The following is a 17,177-nucleotide window of genomic DNA, read 5'->3' as shown; positions in this document are numbered from 1 at the left end:
GACATTGGAGAGGGTGTCCGAGATTGGGCGGCGGGTTATCCCGCCGCCTATTTTTTTGCCTCTCTGCGCCCTCCTGTCATAAAATCGGTTGAGCGCGGCGCGCCCTGCGTTAGGTTGCTCCAAGAGACTGTTCGCTGGTGCCCTCGCGAGAGGGCGCAGTGACTGGAATGGAGAGAGACATGAGTTTGCACCCGATCGCCCATGCGGCGGCGCGCCCCGACCATCCTGCCGTCATCATGGCCGGAAGCGGTGCGCAGATGACGTTCAAGGAAATGGACGAGGCATCCAATCGCTTTGCGCATTTGCTTCGCGACCGAGGCTTTGGTCCATCGTATGCCTTTGGGGTGCTCCTTGAGAACCGGATGGAGTATTTCACCCTTATCTGGGGTTCGCAGCGGTGCGGTGCGATGTTGGTGCCGATCTCAACCCGTCTGACCGCTCCTGAAATCTCCTACATCTTGCGTGATGCGGAGGCGAAGCTGCTGATCACCTCGCCTGCCTACGCCGAGGTAGTCGAGGGCATTCGGGCTGAACTGCCCGAGCTTGAGATCCTTGTCTTGGACAGCGGCGGCGATGATGATTTCGATGCAGCGCTTGCTGCGCAATCGGCTGACAAAGTCGCGGACCCGACGCCTGGTCAGGTGATGCTCTATTCCTCTGGCACCACGGGCCGCCCCAAGGGCGTGCGCCCACCGCCCCCACCTGATCCAGATGTGCAAGCGCCAGTCCCGCTGATGGGCTTGGCGATGATGGGCGCAGGAATGCCAGCGGATGGTTCGATGGTCTATTTGTGCCCTGCGCCGCTCTACCATGCTGCGCCCATTGGCTGGGCCTCCACCGCTCAGCGTCTGGGCGGCACAGTGGTGGTCATGGAGAAGTTCGATCCCGAAGACGCGCTTGCCGCAATCGAGAAATACAAGATCACCGACAGCCAATGGGTGCCCACCCACTTTGTGCGCTTCCTCAAGCTCGATGAGGCGGCTCGCAATCGCCACGATCTTTCCAGCCACCAGCGCGCGCTGCATGCAGCGGCCCCTTGCCCTGTGCCGATCAAGCACGAGATGATCAGCTGGTGGGGACCGATCATCAATGAATATTACGCCGGCTCTGAAGGCATCGGTATGACGCTTGTAAAGTCCGAGCAATGGCTTGAATATCCCGGCACCGTTGGAGCAGCGATTTATGGCAAGCTCCACATATGCGGCCCCGATGGCGAAGAGGTGCCGGCGGGCACAGACGGTCTCATCTATTTCGAAAACGATCTCCTGCCGAGCTATCACAAGGACCCGGAGAAGACGAAAGAGGCGATGCATCCCAAGGGCTGGATGACGCTTGGCGATATCGGCCATGTGAATGAAGCGGGCTATCTCTTCCTGACTGATCGCAAGAGCCACATGATCATTTCGGGCGGGGTCAATATCTACCCGCAGGAGATCGAGAACCTGCTCGTCACCCATGACAAAATCATGGACGCAGCCGTCATCGGCGCGCCTTGTCCTGAGCTGGGCGAGAAAGTCGTGGCTGTGGTGCAACCCATGACGATGGACGATGCGGGCGATGCGCTTGAGGCGGAGCTTCGCGATTTTCTTGCGCCCAATCTTGCCCGCATCAAAATGCCCAAACAGTTCGACTTCCGCCCCGAGCTGCCGCGCGAGGCCAATGGCAAACTCTATAAGCGCGAGCTTCGCGACGAATATGCAGCAAAAGCGGAAGGGTAAGTCATGAGTACACCGGCTATCCTTCCCGAAGACGTCGCCCGCGAAGTGATCGCTCCTGAAAGCTATGCCGAATGGAATGGCGTGCTCGATACATTCGACCGGCTTCGCGAAGACATGCCGGTTGCGAAAGTCGTCGCGGAAGATGACACCTTCGAACCCTTCTGGCTGATCACACGTTACGAAGACGTGATGCGGATTTCGAAGGACAACAAGACCTTCCTCAACAACCCCAAGCCGGTGGTTTTCTCGACCCGAGAGGCGACCGCATTCTCGCAAGCCGCGACCGGCTCGAACATGCTGGTCGATAGCCTGGTGGTCTTCGATGCGCCGATCCATCCGAAATATCGCAAGCTCACCATGGACTGGTTCATGCCGCGCAATCTGGGCAAGATCGAAGCGGAAATCCGTGCTCTGGCGCATCGCACGGTGGACCGGATGATTGAAGCCGGGCCCGAGGTGGACTTCGTCAAAGAGGTGTCGGGTCCGTATCCTTTGCATGTGGTGATGCAGATCCTCGGCGTTCCCGAAGAGGATGAGCCGCGCATGATGATGCTGACCCAGCAGATGTTTGGCGGGCAGGACGCTGACCTATCAGGCACCGGCATGGAGAATATGACGCCTGAGCAAGTGCTCCAGCTTGTTTCTGGCGCGGTGAAGAGTTTTGAGGATTATTTCGCCGCTTTGGCCGAGGACAGACGAGCGAACCCCACCGATGATGTGGCAAGCGTCATCGCCAACGCACTGGTCGATGGCAAACCGCTGCCGCCGCGCGATCTGGCTGGGTATTACATCATCGTCGCAACCGCCGGTCACGACACCACCAGCGCGTCGACCGCAGGAGCGATGATGGCGCTTGCCAATGATCCGGAGCAATTCGCGCGGGTGAAGGCGGACCGCTCCCTCCTTCCTGGTATCGTCGAAGAGGCGATCCGTTGGACGTCGCCGGTACAACACTTCATGCGCACTGCAGCCGAAGACGTCGAAGTGGGCGGGCAACAGATCAAGGCGGGCGACTGGATGATGATTAACTATGTCGCGGCCAATCACGACCCGGCACAGTTTGATAACCCGCGCAAGTTTGATGCGGCCCGCTCTCCCAATCGACACCTGGCGTTCGGAGCGGGGGCTCACCAATGTCTGGGGCTGCATCTGGCGCGGCTGGAAATGCGCATTCTGTTCGAGGCGCTGCTTGACCGGGTCGAGAGCATTGAGTCTGCTGGCGAGGCCAAGCGCTCGAACAGCACATTTGTCGGCGGGCTAAAGACGCTGCCATTGCGGATAACGCCCGCGTAAGTTGCCGGGTAACTGCAGCCGGTCCGGCAAGTCTCGCGCAACTAAGCTCTATATATGGTGATGCATTCGCAACAATTCAAGTGGCGCGTCGACATATCTGTTCGGCATACGTATTATTGAAACAACATTTTCGATTTTACTGTCTTCTCCTGACAATATGTGTTAATCACCCATTCATGGGAGAAACTTGGAAGCGCGCCGCTTTTTGTGAAGGTGGAGGCGTTTTGACGAGCAATAAGTCTTTCGACTTCAAATTCGTGAAAACCGCCTCCCTTTATGAAAAGGAGGTGAGTGTATGACTTTGTTAGAAGCCCACAATCTGCCATTTGCCGGGGCTGCGATATTGCTGATATTTATCGCACTCGCGCAGGTTATCGGCATGGGCGATATCTTTGAAGGTGCGGATGCCGACATCGATCTTGATGTCGACACACAGGTGGACTCCACCGCGCCCAGCGGCTTTTTCAATGCCTTGATGAGCGTCTTCGGCGTGGGCCGTGTGCCGTTCCTGATCTGGCTCGCGGTACTGCTTTTTGCATTCGCAGGAATCGGTGTGGCGACGCAGCAGACTCTGATTGGCACTGTCGGTGCGCCTTTGCCCACTTGGCTTGCCGCGATTGGCGCCGGGGTCGCAGCTCTTCCGGTAACGGGCGTTTTGACCCGTCCGCTTGAGCGCATTTTGCCCAAGGATGAAACCAGCGCGGTCGGGCTCGACACCCTTATTCGCCGCGATGCTGAGATCCAAACCGGCAGCGCAACTGCCGGCTCGCCTGCACGCTCCAAGGTGATCGACCGGCATGGCCATCCACATTATGTGATGGTCGAGCCGCACGATCCCGAGACAACGCTCAAAGAAGGCGAAACCGTCATGCTCGTCCGGCGTGAGGGTGAGACATTTTACGCCGTTCAATATGAAAACCCGATGCTGGCTTTGAGTTAGTTCAATCGAGCCGGTGGACCCGGCGGCAAATTCGGGTCACAACATACCCAACTTCGCGCGCGGCCCGGTTCTGGATACGAATGGTCCCCGAAACACGCCTGCGCGCGAGCACGCAAACAGGAGAGAAAATGGAAAACCTAATCGATCTGGCCATATGGATTGGCCTGGCCTTTGTGGTCCTGCTGATCATCTTTATCGTCCTCACCTCGCTCTATCGCCGCGCATCCAAGGAGATTGCCTTTGTGCGGACCGGTGTTGGCGGTGAGAAAGTCGTGATGAACGGCGGTGCCCTGGTGCTGCCCGTGTTCCACGAGACAATGCCGGTCAACATGAACACGCTTGTTCTCGCGGTTGTTCGCCGCGATGCAGAGGCCCTTATTACGCTCGACCGTTTGCGGATTGACGTGAAGGCGGAGTTCTACGTCCGCGTTCGCCCTGATGCAGGCGCGATTGCAATGGCAGCGCAGACTCTGGGTCAACGCACCATGCAACCTGAAATGCTCAAAGACTTGGTCGAGGGTAAATTCGTCGACGCGCTGCGGTCTGTGGCCGCTGGCATGAGCATGAATGAGCTCCACGAACAGCGCGCAGACTTCGTGCAAAAGGTGCAGCAGGTGTCGTCCAACGACCTTGCGATGAACGGTCTTGAGCTGGAATCGGTCTCGCTCACCGGTCTTGACCAGACTTCGATCGAGCACTTCAACGCCAACAACGCCTTTGACGCCGAGGGTCTCACCAAGCTCACCGAGCAGATCGAGGCGCGCAAGAAACTGCGCAACGATATCGAGCAGGACACCCGCGTCCAGATGGAAACGAAGAACCTCGAAGCGGACACCAGATCGTTCGAGATTGGCCGCGATCAGGAATATGCGCGGCTTTCTCAAGAGCGTGAGGTTGAGGTGCGCCGTGCGGCTCAAATGGCGGAGATCGCCCGCGAGCAGGCCGAGCGTCAGCGCGAAGCCGATGCTGCCAAGATTGAGGCGAAGAAGCAGGTTGATGCGCAGCAGATTGAAGCAGATCGCTTAGTCGAGGAAGCTCGGATTGATCAGACACGGGCGCTTGAAATTGCCCGCCAAGAGCAGCAGATCGCGGTGCAGAACAAGTCACGCGAGGAAAGCCAGGCGAAAGCCGAAGCAGACGCCGCAAGGGCTCTGGCAGTGGCCGCTGAAGAGCAGGTTGTGACCTCTCGTGAGAGTGAGGTCGCCGAGCGTCAAAAGAAGATCGAGCTGATCGAGGCAGCGAAGGTCGCAGAACGTGACGCAATTGCGATCAAGGTCGAAGCGGAAGCAGAGAAAGACGCAGCGACCAACCGTGCAGAGGCCTCACGGCTGGAGGCGAAAGGTGAAGCCGATGCCGAAATCCTTCGCGCAGAAGCAGATCGTGTGCGCTTTGAAGTCGAGGCCGCCGGTCAACAGGCGGTCAACGAAGCGGCGAATATCCTCTCGATGGATCAGATCAGCCTTCAGACGAAGCTGGCTCTGCTTAAGGTCCTGCCCGAAGTGATCAAGGAAAGCGCGAAGCCGATGGAGGCAATCGACTCGATCAAGATCGTTCAGGTCGATGGGCTTACCCAAAACGGCGGCGGTTCCTCGGGTGCCTCTGCGGGAGCCGGAGGTGGCTCGGGAAACCTGGCGAGTGACGCGGTGTCCGCAGCGCTGGCCTACCGCGCTCAGGCCCCTGTGCTTGACGGGCTGATGAAAGAGCTTGGCCTTGACGGGTCTTCGCTTGGCAACCTCGCGCAAGGTGCAGCGGATGAGATTGCTCCAGCGAACGACAAGAGCTTGGCTGAGATCATGAGCGATGTCGCTGAGCAGGTCGAAGAGGCCGAAGATCGTCTAGGCGGTGCCGAAGGCGAAGCGGCTGAGTAAGCCTCGGTTCTGAACCAACAAAAGACCCCGTCGTTCCTACAGGTTCGGCGGGGTTCTTTACGCCTCCCAGTCCTCATTGATCGTCGGTAATCGGTCCCCGAAAAACACTCCAATCATTCCGGCGTCCTCAATCCGTGCTTTCACTTGGTCAGTCACATATGGCCCACCGATAAGATGTTTTTCGTGCCAGAACTTTGTATCTCCAATCATCTGGAGATCGAAAGCTAGGCGCGGCGTTTCGACAAGGGGCGGGCGCCAAAGAGCGCGCGATGTGTCGAAATCTGTTTGATCTTTGCTTGCGCCTTCGAGCCGATTGCAGACCTGCCAGAACCATCGCTCTTGGAGGAGCGAACCGTCCTTTTTGACGAACTGTATCGGCTCAAATTGATGCACCCCTGGCTCAATGTTCTCAATCAAGTCACGAAAGCGCGAGGAGACTGAACGACAAAGAGCATTCTCTAGATCGAGGAGCTTTCGCGTGCTTTTCCATTGGATAACCTTTGGAATGCAATCTGGTTTGACGCGCCTCCCTGAATCGCCAGCACTCAACAGAAGATTACCACCTCCGTCGAGACTTTTGTCTTCGAGGACCAGCTCGCGCGCGCCCTCAATGAGCTCGACAGGAGGGTAACTGTCCGGCTTTGGGCGATAAGACAAAACCCAAACCATTACCCCAACAGGCGTTCTGCCATCGCCCGCACATCCGCACCCATATCCTCCCGCTCCAAAGCAAGCGCCAAGGTCGCCTCGACGAAGCCAAGCTTGCTGCCGCAGTCGTAGCGATTGCCGTCAAACGTCACCGCGTGGAACGGTTGGGTTCCGATCATCTTGGCCATGGCATCGGTAAGCTGGATTTCGCCCCCTGCACCCTTCTCCTGCGTCTCAAGCGTGCGCATCACTTCGGGTTGAAGGATATAGCGGCCCGAGACGATCTTGTTGGACGGCGCCTCGGCTTGCGGGGGCTTTTCGACAAGGCCCTTAACCTCGGTCAAAGCGCCGTTTTCCGCGCCCGGATCGATCACGCCGTAGCTGGAAACCTCCTCCATCGGGACTTCGAGCACGCTGATCAAATTGCCACCGACCTCTTCATAAGCGTCAACCATCTGCTTCATGCAGCCCGTGCCGCCCTTCTTGCCAATCATCAGCTCATCGGGAAGGAAGATCGCAAAAGGTTCATCCCCCACAATCGCGCGCGCGCACCAGATCGCGTGGCCCAAACCCATGGGCACTTGCTGGCGTACGGTGATGATGTCGCCCGGGGTCGCGCGGGTGGGTTCAAGCACGCCCATGTCCTTACCGCGAGAGCTCATCGTGTCTTCAAGCTCGTAGGCGACATCGAAATGCTCAACGATGGCTGTCTTGCCGCGGCCCGTCACAAAGATCATTTGCTCGATTCCCGCCTCGCGTGCCTCGTCCACAGCATATTGGATCAGCGGGCGGTCAACGATAGGCAGAAGCTCTTTCGGGATCGCCTTGGTCGCAGGCAGGAAACGTGTGCCAAGCCCTGCAACGGGAAAGACAGCTTTCTTGATCGGTTTTTGGCTCATTAAATGCGCTCTTGGGTCTACCTCAACTGTATGAAAGTCCGTGCCCTGTGCACTGAGCTGCGTCAATGATGCGGAAGAGGCGCCGGCTTGATGTTGCGCGATAGCGAGGTTTCGTTAAGGCACGCCTTATGGACAAATTGATTATCAAGGGCGGCAATCGCCTCTCGGGCACTATTCCGGTTTCTGGTGCGAAGAACGCGGCGCTTACGCTTATTCCGTGCGCGCTTTTGACCGAAGAGCCACTGACTTTGCGCAACCTTCCGCGGCTTGCGGACATCGACGGCTTCCAGCATTTGATGGGGCAGTTTGGCGTCACGGTAAGCATTCAGGGCAATAACCGGCCAGAGGACTTTGGACGGATTGTCACCTATCAGGCCGCCCGTGTGACCTCGACGGTTGCGCCTTATGATCTGGTCCGCAAAATGCGTGCCTCGATCCTTGTGCTTGGGCCTATGCTTGCGCGGATGGGCGAGGCGACGGTGTCGATGCCGGGCGGTTGTGCGATCGGGAACCGACCGATTGATCTGCACTTGAAAGCGCTTGAAGCGTTTGGGGCGGAGATCGAACTTGCTGCAGGTTACGTGAAGGCGATTGCGCCCAAAGGCGGGCTTCCGGGCGGCGATTTTGATTTCCCCGTGGTTTCCGTCGGCGCGACAGAGAACGCGCTTATGGCAGCGGTCCTTGCCAATGGTACAAGCCGCCTCACCGGTGCTGCGCGCGAACCCGAGATTGTGGACCTGTGCAATCTGCTGACCGCGATGGGCGCGGAGATTGAGGGGATTGGCTCATCCGAGCTTACTATCCATGGGGTGAAGCGGCTTCATGGTGCAACCTACCGCGTCATGCCCGACCGGATCGAAGCGGGGTCCTACGCCTGCGCTGCGGCGATTACAGGAGGCGAGGTTCGCCTGGAGGGAGCTCGCGAGGAGGACATGATCTCCACCCTTTCCGCGCTTCGCACCATCGGTGTCGAGGTTGAGGCGGACAAGCGGGGCGTGCGCGTCGCGGCCAATGGAGCACTAAAGCCTGTTGATCTTACGACTGCGCCTTTCCCGGGTCTTGCCACCGATATGCAGGCCCAGTTGATGAGCCTGCTTGCCAAAGCGGAAGGCACCAGCGTCCTGAAAGAGACGATCTTCGAGAACCGCTTCATGCACGTGCCCGAGCTCACCCGAATGGGGGCTGATATATCAACCGAAGGGCGAACTGCCGTGGTGAAAGGGCCAGCGGACCTTACCGGCGCAGAGGTGATGGCAACCGACCTTCGCGCCTCGATGAGCCTCATCATCGCAGCGCTAGCTGCAGAAGGTGAGACGACGGTGCGCCGCATTTATCACCTCGATCGCGGGTATGAGCGGCTGGAGGAGAAGCTCCAATTGCTCGGCGCTGACATTCAGCGGGTGGACGATTAGCGCTCGCTGATCAACCACACCCGAATGGCGCTCGCTAAACCCGGCGGCGTGTCGGACTGAATGCGCTCTGCATCGATTTCAGCCACCAGCTTGCTCACTGGCGTTTCTGCGTCGGCGGCTGCCTCTTTGAGCATGTCCCAAAACACCGGCTCCAGACTGATCGAGGTTTTGTGCCCGTCGATCGCAATCGAGCGTTTCACCGGCGGGTGATAAGGCGGCTTCGGCCTTTGGCTCATTTGTAATGCTCGCGCCGGTCAGAGAATGTCCGCACACGCTTGCGCCATGCGCGGTAGCTTCCCGGCTTCAGATTATCGCGCATAAGCTCTTTGACCTCGCGCTCCTTGAGACCGAATTCCGCCTCAATCACGGCAAAGGGCATGTGATCGCTAAGCGCCATTTCGATGACGGCGCTGATGTCGGATTGGGAGAGGTCGCTTGGCATTTTTTCCTTCAGGCTCTCGGTTTAATCGATGTGCCAGTCCTCGTAAGACACACGAACCACGGTAGAGGTTCCGACGCGCCGCTCGTCGCCATGCTCACCGCCTGTAATTGTCATCTCGTAAGATTCCGTGCGCTTGAGGATCAGCCCGTCGTTATCAACCGTGAAAGTGACTGTAACCTCGCCTTCCGCAGTGATTGAGGCGGTTTGGTCGAGCGCATCTTCAATGGTGAGTTCTTCGCCGCTTATCTGGGCCGTAATGACCTTGGTTTGAGCAGCTTGCCTTCTGATTGCGGCACTGTCGATTGGCGCGCGTGCGGTAAAAACTCTCCCTAGATCATCGCGTCCTGCTTCGCTCAGGACAGCCTCGGTCCCGGACTTGGGTAAGCGGATTGTCGCTCCTGCCGCGATGGGCCCGGGCCGCATGTCATCGCCCTCTATCTGATCGATGACCTCAAGAGGATCACACAGAATCTGGAAAGCGGTCCAAGTGAAGATCCACTGCCCGCACACCTCCCTCGGCCATTCCGCGCGTTCAAGCCAAGCACTTACTCGCTCTTCCAGTTCGCTTGCGTTGAGGAGTGTTTTGGTACCTGAAGGGGCAACCAATACCCGTGCGGGGAACATCCACATAGCGTTGCCGCGTACCTTGGAGAAGTCGCCGGGTATCGAATACTCGATCTCTAGGCTGTCGCCTTGGCTTTGGATAATGCGCTCTGCAAGGATAGAGCCACCACTGCCCGAACCGCTGCTGTCACCATCAAGACTTTCGCTCGAATATTCGTACCTGTGAACAAGCACGTAGTCCGGCTCATTCGCAACGGCATGTGTCGTAAACGTCAGCGCTGCGAGGGCAGCAGCAAGAATTTGGCGTAACGTCATTGCTCAGCGATAATTCACCGAGGCTTTCCTGTCACGCGCCTTACGCCGCGCGCGCTTTTGCCAGAAGCTTGGCAAAGCGGCTTTTCTTCGCATCGCCGAAAGGTTGGAGTGTCATTGCGCACTTGGCCAATTCCTCGGTCGAGAGCGGGTGTTGGAATTGGAGGCCATAATGGTCTCCTTTGTTCCAGCGAACCTGCGCCAGTTGGGGCGCCATGCCGGGAAGCTCAAAGCTGATCAGGCCGCGGGCCCGGATCTCGTCTTCGCAAACGACCTTCGCGCCTTCACACGAAAGGTCGACCAAAAGTGCCTCCATAGCTGCGCGGCGATCCTGGATGCGGGCCCTGCCTTCGAGGTTCAGGCGTAAAGGGCGTACGGGATGAGGACCATCTTCACGAAGTAATTCCCCCAAAGTGACTGTGCAGCCAAAGCGGTAGCCTGCCTGGCGTGACTGCGCCCAAACGCGCTCGATGGGATAGGTCATGCCATTGGCCAGCTGCAGGAGAACGCGCGGTTCGAGCGGCACATCGTGCAAGAACCCGAGGCCAATGCCTTTTTCCGAAACGTCACGAATGAGGCAGAGGTATTCGCCGCTTTGACACACCAGCTTTGCACGGCGCAGCATCATGCTCGCGCGGTGCGATTGGCGCTGTTGGGCGCCGGATTCTCTTGGGCTAGACTGATCCACCGTCTTCGCTCCTCAAGTGCTGACGAAGGCGGCGCGCGTGAGGAGAGGCCCCACGGCATTCACACCTTCGTAACCTGTATTAAGAGAATTTAGGCGAAGAGAGTTAAAAAAGTCCTAATCCGCAGTGCGCCCGGCTACGTGATCAATGCCCAATCGAAGCTGCTTTGGTCTCACGACAGGCTTGTGAAACCGGGTTAGGCCAGCCGCTTTACGCGACCGCGGTTCCCTCGATCTCGATCATGATGTCGGGGTGATAGAGGTCTTTCACGCCAAGCAATGTCGAAACGATTTCGGCCCCCGCTTCGCCATGGATCGGCATGATCTGTTCTGCCGCTTCCATAAAGGTAGCCACATCGGTCACGTAGAAATTGAGCCGCACCAGATTGCTTGCATCCATCCCGGCCGAGGCGAGAGCGTCGAGAAGGCATTGCCACGCGGCCTTGTACTGCGCGACCATATCGCCCGGATGCAGCGGCGCGCCTTCGGCATCGCTCGCGGTCTGGCCGGAGAGATAAAGCGTGCGCTCGCCGCCCTTCACCTCGATCCCGTGGTTGAGCCCGAAGCCTTGCAGCCAGCCGGTCGGATTGTGTGTTGTCTTTTGCATATGTCCCTCCCTGGTCCCCATGATCGGTAGATATACCTTAATACATGTGCTGGCCGCCATTGATACTCATGGTTGAGCCGGTCATGAATGCCCCATTGTCAGAGGTCAGAAAAGCAACGCCGCGCGCAATCTCTTCTGCATGGCCCAGTCGGCCGACGGGGATTTTGGCGACGATCTTCTCAAGCACGGGCTCTGGCACCGCTGCGACCATATCGGTGTCGATATAGCCCGGCGCAATTGCATTCACGGTGACGCCAAACTTCGCGCCTTCTTGCGCGAGCGCCTTGGTAAAGCCGTGAATGCCGGATTTGGCGGCCGCGTAATTGACCTGACCATATTGCCCAGCCTGTCCGTTGATTGAACCGATATTGACGATCCGCCCCCATTTCCTCTCACGCATTCCGGGGAAGGTTGCTTTCGCCATATTGAAGCATCCGCCAAGGTTGACGCGCATGACATCGTTCCAATCGTCATAGCTCATCTTGTGAAGCGTGCCGTCGCGGGTGATCCCGGCATTGTTGACCACGATATCGACAGGCCCATGCTCTTCGGTAACCTTGGCGCAACCTGCAAGGCAGGCCTCATGGTCGCCTACGTCCCATTTGTATGAAGGAATTCCGGTCTCTTTCGTAAAGGCAGCCGCGGCCTCGTCGTTGCCACCATAGTTGGCGATGACGGTGTGGCCCTGGCGTTTGAGGCGCTGGCAGATGGCTTCGCCAATTCCGCGGGTCCCTCCGGTGACGATGGCTACTTTGCTCATAATTGATCCCCTCCATGTGATGAAGGGCAAGCCTAGCCGTGCCGTAGCGTCAGGCAATAAAAAACCCCGCTGAGGAGCGGGGTTGCATACGAATGTCTAATGGTTTGCCTGATCTTGGGCCTGATATTCGGCGAAATAGGCGGCCTCATTCCGGGCCTGCGCGATCAGAAGCGGATTTGCGTTCCCACGTAAACAGCCTGACTGTCTTTGACCGAATTGGTCAGCGGGTCGAGGCGATCCAGACGGTCGCGCTCTTGGCTAAGGCGAACACCAGCGGTCACATCGAGGTTTGGCGATAGACGGAAGGTACCACCAAGATCGACAGTTTGCGCAGATACTGCGTCCAAAGTATTGCTCGAACGACCAGCGGTGCGCTCACCTTCAAGCTCGATCCGTGGCTGAAGGCGGCTGGGCTTGTCCACGCGATTAGGCTGTGCAGGCTCGAACTGGGCAAGATCAGGCATGCCCAAGTCTTTCAGGCCACCACCGGTGATGGTCCGGGCTGATGGCACGGCTGCTGGCGTTTGGGCGCGGGCAAAACTTGTGTAGCCGCGCGCAGTGCCAAGGTTGAAACGGTTCGCCTGTACACCGGCGAGTTGCGTTCCCTTGCCCGGCGCAGAATCGATAGCCGAGCGAACTGAAATCGCGCGCGCAACATCATCATCGAGCCGCACTGCAACGGTTACTGTGCGCTCATTGTTTGAAATATTGGCACCCAGCGGTGTGAAACGAATACCGCGCTCACGCGCTTTTTCCGCCACTCGCGCCGCCAAGGCGGGGTCGACAGAGGCTGGTGTGAAAAGCTCAAACGCAGAAGCGTTGCCCGCGATGTCGCTTTCGCCAAGGCCGACCACTGCAAGTCCGGTTGACGGCAAAGCAAGCGCGAGAGCGGCAGCCAATCCAAGCAGCGACCTGGAGGCGCGCTTGTGCTCGCCCCCTTTGCCCACTGTCTTGATTGTGCCCTGTTTCACTACTTTTCCAATTCTTGAGCCTGATCGAGCCCTGTACTTTAGACCAGAACCATCCTGAACCTTCACTGACGACGACATCCCATCGTTTCTGGGGGCATCGACTGCGCGGGTACAAAGAGCGACTCGGTCTTTGTATGATTTAAAAGTGTTAGAAGTATGACAGCGCCCCTCGCAATCATTTCCGATACAGTCCCGGCGGTTAACCTTACACCTGTTGCGAAGAGCACACACGCCGGTTGGCCTACGCCGCAACAATACCGGTGATTCGCCTTTGCTCGAGGGGAGAATTGGGCCGCGCGTCTATGATCAATTCAGCTATTGTAAATCGCCCGATTTCTAGCGCCCCCAGTTATCATAACCGAAACTTGTCGGTGAAAGTGCGCTTGCCGCAAGGCCTGCGCCCGTTATAGAGCATAACGCAGGACGTTAAGAGGGACACCCATTCGCCGTGATACGCGCAAAACAAGCATTTACCCCAAACCTAGCTACCAAAGCTGGTAAACTCGCAATCGGTGCAGCCGCTATCGCAGGCCTTGCTGCGTGCGGTGGTTCTGAGCGCCCTCGCACCGAGCTTGCGGCGGCGCAAATCAACACGATTGGCGTGAACGCTTATCTTTGGCGCGGCGCGCTTGAGACCTTGAGCTTTGCTCCGCTTGCAACCGCGGACAGCAATGGCGGCCTGATCGTGACCGATTGGTATGCCAACCCGTCCAACACGAGCGAGCGGGTGAAAGTGACTGTGGCGATCCTCGATCAGGACCTTCGTGCCGACGCTCTTCGCGTAACGGCCAACCGTCAGGTTTCGCAAAGCGGCACCTGGGTCGATGCGCCGGTGCAAGCAGCAACCGTGCAGAAGCTCGAGGATATCATCCTCACCAAAGCGCGCGACCTTCGCCGCCAAGCGCTTTCCGGTAGCTAAGCCAGTGCAGGCCTGCGGGCCTCATGCATCAGTTTGATTGTAAACAGGGGGCAGCGGTGCGCGGCCTCTTGCGCTTAAACGCGGGCGCGTTAGCGAGTTCGCTATGACCGATACACGATTCGATCCCGGAAAAGCCGATGTGCGCTGGCAAAGCGCTTGGGATAAGGCTGGCACTTTCAACGCTGATTCGAACAGCGATAAGCCAAAATCCTATGTGCTTGAGATGTTTCCCTACCCTAGCGGCCGCATCCACATGGGTCACGTGCGCAATTACACGATGGGCGATGTGCTGGCGCGCTATAAGAAGATGCGCGGCTATGAAGTCCTCCATCCGATGGGTTGGGACGCGTTCGGCATGCCGGCGGAAAACGCCGCGATGGAAAAGAAGGTGCACCCGGGCGCCTGGACCAGATCCAATATCGAGGCGATGAAAGCGCAGTTGAAGCGCATCGGCTTTGCGCTGGATTGGACCCGCGAATTTGCGACCTGTGATCCGGAATATTACGGGCATGAACAAGCGCTCTTCCTCGATATGTATGAAGCCGGATTGATTGATCGGCGCAGCAGCGAGGTCAATTGGGACCCGGTGGATATGACCGTGCTCGCCAATGAGCAGGTGATCGACGGCAAAGGCTGGCGCTCTGGCGCAGAGGTCGAGAAGCGCAAGCTTGATCAGTGGTTTTTGAAGATCACCGACTTCGCTGAGGACTTGCTGGACGGGCTGGGCGACCTCAAGGACTGGCCTGAGAAGGTCAAGCTGATGCAGGAAAACTGGATCGGGAAAAGCTCAGGGTTGGAGTTCAGTTTCGACCTTTCCAACGGGGAAAAGTTGCCGGTTTACACCACGCGGCCCGACACGATCTTCGGCGCAAGCTTTGTGGCTGTCGCTGCGGACCACCCCGTGGCGCAGGCGCTTAAGGAAGACCCAGGGGTCGCGGCCTTCATTGAAGAGTGCAAGAAAGGCGGCACCACGGCGGCGGCTCTCGAAACCGCAGAGAAGCTGGGCCTGCGCACCGACATCACTGCCAAACATCCCTTCACGGGCGAGGCCATGCCGCTCTTCATAGCGAACTTTGTGCTGATGGATTACGGCACGGGCGCGGTCATGGGCGTGCCGGGTCACGATCAGCGCGACTTCGAATTTGCGACCAAATATGAGCTTCCCATCACCCGTGTGGTGGCGAAAGACTTGGACAGCGCGAGCGCGCCAATGGGCGACGAAGCGGAGCCGGGCGATGGCGTCATCGTCAACTCCGACTTCCTCAACGGCCTCAGCGTCGAACACGCCAAGGCCGACGTCATCAAACGCGCTGAAGAAGGCGGCTGGGGCGAGGGCACCACCGTCTGGCGGCTGCGCGATTGGGGCATTTCGCGCCAGCGCTATTGGGGTACACCGATCCCCTTCATCCACTGCGATGCGTGCGGGATTGTGCCCGTTCCCAAGGATCAGCTCCCCGTGACGCTGCCCGAGGATGTGGACTTTGAAACGCCGGGCAATCCTCTGGAGCGACACCCCACGTGGAAGCACACCTCCTGTCCCAAATGCGGCGGCGAAGCCCGTCGTGAGACCGATACGCTCGACACTTTCACCAACTCATCGTGGTATTTCCTGCGCTTTGCCTCGCAGCCATCGGACAAACCATTTGACGCTGAAGAAATCGCCAAGTGGATGCCGGTTGAGCACTATATCGGCGGGATTGAGCATGCGATTTTGCACCTGCTCTATGCGCGCTTCTGGACGCGGGCGCTGGCGCACATCGGCAAGTTCGATGTGAAAGAGCCCTTCGCCTCGCTGTTCACGCAAGGCATGGTCACGCATGAGACGTACCAATCGGGTGACGGCTCGTGGCTCTCTCCTGCAGACGTGAAGATCGAGGGCGAGAAAGCCTTCGCCCTGGAAGGCGGCGCAGAGGTAGAGCGTGGCCGCGTGGTCAAAATGTCGAAATCGAAGAAGAACGTCGTAGATCCTGACAACATCATACGCGATTACGGTGCGGACGCTGTGCGCTGGTTTATGCTCTCCGATTCGCCGCCAGAGCGCGATTTGCCGTGGTCCGAGGCGGGAATTGAGGGCTGCTATCGCTTTGTTCAGCGCTTGTGGCGCCTGTTCGACCAATTGGATGAGAGCGCGACCGGCGAAGACAAGCAACTCGCCCGGCGCGCGCACCAGACCATTGTGGCGGTGGCCGAGGACATCGAAGCGCTTTCCTTCAACAAGGCGGTGGCGCGCATTTATGAGCTCACCGGAGCCGCTGAAAAAGCCGCGCCAAGCGAGTCTCGTAATTTCGCCATCCGCGCGTTGCTCCATATGGTCAGCCCCATGATGCCGCACCTCGCCGAAGAAGCGTATGCCAAGATGGGCGCAGACCACCTGCTCGCTGACGCCCCATGGCCGACATACGACGAAGCCATGCTGGTCGAGGATGAGGTAACCATCGCCGTCCAGCACAAGGGCAAATTGCGCGATACCCTGACTGCCCCCAAAGGCGCGTCCAAAGAAGATTTGGAAGCGATGGCGCTCGCCTCAGAGAAGGTCCAGCGCTCACTCGATGGTGCAGAAATCCGTAAAGTCATTGTCGTGCCCGACCGGCTCGTTAATATCGTTACCTGATGAAGCTGCGCCCTTCTTTCTTGGCCACCTTTATGGCTTTCGCCCTTTGCGTGCCCTTGTCCGGCTGCGGGCTTCAGCCTTTGTATTCGGGCGGCGCGTCCAGCAGCGTGGCGCAGGGTCTTGCTGCTATTGAGGTCCCCTCGATACCGGGCCGCGACGGCTGGCTTGTGCGCAATGCCCTGCAAGATCGGTTGGGGGCGGCCGGTGATCAGGGCGGCTATCGCTATCGTCTTGATGTGCGCCTTGATGATGCGCTTGAGGCTTTGGGCGTGCTCAACGATGACACGATCAGCCGCGAGCTGCGCATTTTGCGTTCGCGCTACCAATTGGTCGACCTTGCCACAGGCGAAATATTGCTCGATGCGACCGCCGGCTCGGATGCCGGGATCGACGTGGTCTCCTCCGAATATGCCACTATCGCTGCCGAACAACGCGCGCTTGAAAACCTTGCGCAAGAAGTCGCGAGCCGGATGGTGACGCGGGTTGCGCTAACGCTCCGGGAGCGTGAGCGTACTTCAGCCCAATGAA

The 17,177-nt window shown here is 58.4% G+C and carries 17 protein-coding genes; 8 read left to right on the top strand and 9 right to left on the bottom strand.

The genetic code is table 11. From position 1 onward, the window contains the following. Positions 1-179: 179 nt before the first annotated feature. The 4 genes from AC0V6Q_RS10945 to AC0V6Q_RS10930 all read left to right on the top strand — a co-directional run bounded on the left by AC0V6Q_RS10945 (position 180) and on the right by AC0V6Q_RS10930 (position 5,819). Entirely contained in the window at positions 180-1,718 is a 1,539-nt protein-coding gene (locus tag AC0V6Q_RS10945; RefSeq protein WP_486168411.1) for an acyl-CoA synthetase, read from the top strand. Between the two features lie 3 nt (positions 1,719-1,721). Then, on the top strand, positions 1,722-3,011 hold the full coding sequence (locus tag AC0V6Q_RS10940) for a cytochrome P450 (RefSeq protein WP_486168410.1): 1,290 nt from the start codon (positions 1,722-1,724) through the stop codon (positions 3,009-3,011). Positions 3,012-3,306: 295 nt separating this feature from the next. Then, positions 3,307-3,951 carry a YqiJ family protein gene (locus AC0V6Q_RS10935; RefSeq protein ID WP_486168409.1) on the top strand — a complete coding sequence of 215 codons (645 nt, stop codon included), beginning with the start codon at positions 3,307-3,309 and terminating at the stop codon, positions 3,949-3,951. Between the two features lie 128 nt (positions 3,952-4,079). Continuing rightward, positions 4,080-5,819, top strand: a complete 1,740-nt coding sequence (locus tag AC0V6Q_RS10930; protein WP_486168408.1) for a flotillin family protein — start codon at positions 4,080-4,082, stop codon at positions 5,817-5,819. 57 nt (positions 5,820-5,876) lie between these two features. Here AC0V6Q_RS10930 and AC0V6Q_RS10925 read toward each other — a convergent pair whose 3' ends face one another. Together AC0V6Q_RS10925 and galU are read right to left on the bottom strand one after the other, a co-directional pair. After that, positions 5,877-6,368 carry an imm11 family protein gene (locus tag AC0V6Q_RS10925; protein ID WP_486168407.1) on the bottom strand — a complete coding sequence of 164 codons (492 nt, stop codon included), beginning with the start codon at positions 6,366-6,368 and terminating at the stop codon, positions 5,877-5,879. A 119-nt stretch (positions 6,369-6,487) separates the two neighbouring features. Beyond that, positions 6,488-7,366 carry a UTP--glucose-1-phosphate uridylyltransferase GalU gene (gene galU / locus AC0V6Q_RS10920; RefSeq protein ID WP_486168406.1) on the bottom strand — a complete coding sequence of 293 codons (879 nt, stop codon included), beginning with the start codon at positions 7,364-7,366 and terminating at the stop codon, positions 6,488-6,490. Between the two features lie 128 nt (positions 7,367-7,494). On the opposite strand from galU, the gene murA reads away from it, so the two are divergent. Further along, positions 7,495-8,778, top strand: coding sequence for a UDP-N-acetylglucosamine 1-carboxyvinyltransferase (gene murA, locus AC0V6Q_RS10915; RefSeq protein WP_486168405.1), 1,284 nt, complete (start codon positions 7,495-7,497; stop codon positions 8,776-8,778). Here murA and AC0V6Q_RS10910 read toward each other — a convergent pair. The 7 genes from AC0V6Q_RS10910 to AC0V6Q_RS10880 form a co-directional block, all read right to left on the bottom strand. Next, the gene (locus AC0V6Q_RS10910) at positions 8,775-9,014 is read right to left on the bottom strand and encodes a ribbon-helix-helix domain-containing protein (RefSeq protein ID WP_486168404.1); all 240 of its coding nucleotides are present in this window, start codon (positions 9,012-9,014) and stop codon (positions 8,775-8,777) included. The genes murA and AC0V6Q_RS10910 overlap by 4 nt on opposite strands. Continuing rightward, entirely contained in the window at positions 9,011-9,220 is a 210-nt protein-coding gene (locus tag AC0V6Q_RS10905) for a TIGR03643 family protein (protein WP_486168403.1), read from the bottom strand. Before AC0V6Q_RS10905 ends, AC0V6Q_RS10910 begins: the two co-directional genes overlap by 4 nt. Before the next feature lie 21 nt (positions 9,221-9,241). Further along, positions 9,242-10,099: a hypothetical protein gene (locus tag AC0V6Q_RS10900; RefSeq protein WP_486168402.1), complete on the bottom strand. Its 858-nt coding sequence runs from the start codon at positions 10,097-10,099 to the stop codon at positions 9,242-9,244. A 40-nt stretch (positions 10,100-10,139) separates the two neighbouring features. Then, entirely contained in the window at positions 10,140-10,784 is a 645-nt protein-coding gene (locus AC0V6Q_RS10895; protein WP_486168401.1) for a PilZ domain-containing protein, read from the bottom strand. Between the two features lie 208 nt (positions 10,785-10,992). After that, on the bottom strand, positions 10,993-11,388 hold the full coding sequence (locus tag AC0V6Q_RS10890; protein ID WP_486168400.1) for a RidA family protein: 396 nt from the start codon (positions 11,386-11,388) through the stop codon (positions 10,993-10,995). Positions 11,389-11,425: 37 nt separating this feature from the next. Next, the gene (phbB, locus tag AC0V6Q_RS10885) at positions 11,426-12,148 is read right to left on the bottom strand and encodes an acetoacetyl-CoA reductase (RefSeq protein WP_486168399.1); all 723 of its coding nucleotides are present in this window, start codon (positions 12,146-12,148) and stop codon (positions 11,426-11,428) included. A gap of 164 nt (positions 12,149-12,312) precedes the next feature. Further along, complete coding sequence (locus tag AC0V6Q_RS10880) at positions 12,313-13,119, bottom strand: hypothetical protein (protein ID WP_486168398.1); 807 nt, start codon at positions 13,117-13,119, stop codon at positions 12,313-12,315. A 508-nt stretch (positions 13,120-13,627) separates the two neighbouring features. Between AC0V6Q_RS10880 and AC0V6Q_RS10875 the strand changes: the two genes are divergently transcribed. From AC0V6Q_RS10875 to lptE, 3 genes are all read left to right on the top strand, one after another. Next, the gene (locus tag AC0V6Q_RS10875; RefSeq protein ID WP_486169299.1) at positions 13,628-14,038 is read left to right on the top strand and encodes a DUF3576 domain-containing protein; all 411 of its coding nucleotides are present in this window, start codon (positions 13,628-13,630) and stop codon (positions 14,036-14,038) included. A 103-nt stretch (positions 14,039-14,141) separates the two neighbouring features. Next, positions 14,142-16,649, top strand: coding sequence for a leucine--tRNA ligase (gene leuS / locus AC0V6Q_RS10870; RefSeq protein WP_486168397.1), 2,508 nt, complete (start codon positions 14,142-14,144; stop codon positions 16,647-16,649). A 32-nt stretch (positions 16,650-16,681) separates the two neighbouring features. Further along, positions 16,682-17,176, top strand: coding sequence for an LPS assembly lipoprotein LptE (gene lptE, locus AC0V6Q_RS10865; RefSeq protein WP_486168396.1), 495 nt, complete (start codon positions 16,682-16,684; stop codon positions 17,174-17,176). Position 17,177: the final 1 nt, after the last annotated feature.

This window comes from Erythrobacter sp. S227, from assembly GCF_057364925.1.
This window is presented reverse-complemented; position numbering and strand designations above follow the sequence as displayed.